The organism is Saccharothrix sp. ST-888 (assembly GCF_000955975.1).
Taxonomy (GTDB): Bacteria; Actinomycetota; Actinomycetes; order Streptomycetales; family Streptomycetaceae; genus Kitasatospora.
Genome location: NZ_JYJF01001136.1, coordinates 1 through 241 on the forward strand (window position 1 = coordinate 1; position 241 = coordinate 241).

At 75.5% G+C, this 241-nt stretch carries 1 protein-coding gene; it reads left to right on the forward strand.

From position 1 onward, the window contains the following. Positions 1-241, forward strand: a 241-nt coding sequence (locus UK12_RS35950; protein WP_045307435.1) for a hypothetical protein, incomplete at both ends; no start/stop codon positions are given.

The window sequence follows — 241 nt, forward strand, 5'->3', positions numbered from 1 at the left end:
GGCGGACGGTACCGGGTGGTCCGAGGGGGTGGGGGTGCTGGTGCTGGAGCGTCTGTCGGACGCGCGGCGCAACGGGCACCGGGTGCTGGCGGTGGTGCGCGGTTCGGCGATCAACCAGGACGGCGCCTCCAGCGGACTGACGGCCCCGAACGGGCCGTCGCAGGAGCGGGTGATCCGTGACGCGCTGGCGTCGGCGGGTCTGTCGGGTGCGGACGTGGACGCGGTGGAGGCGCACGGCACC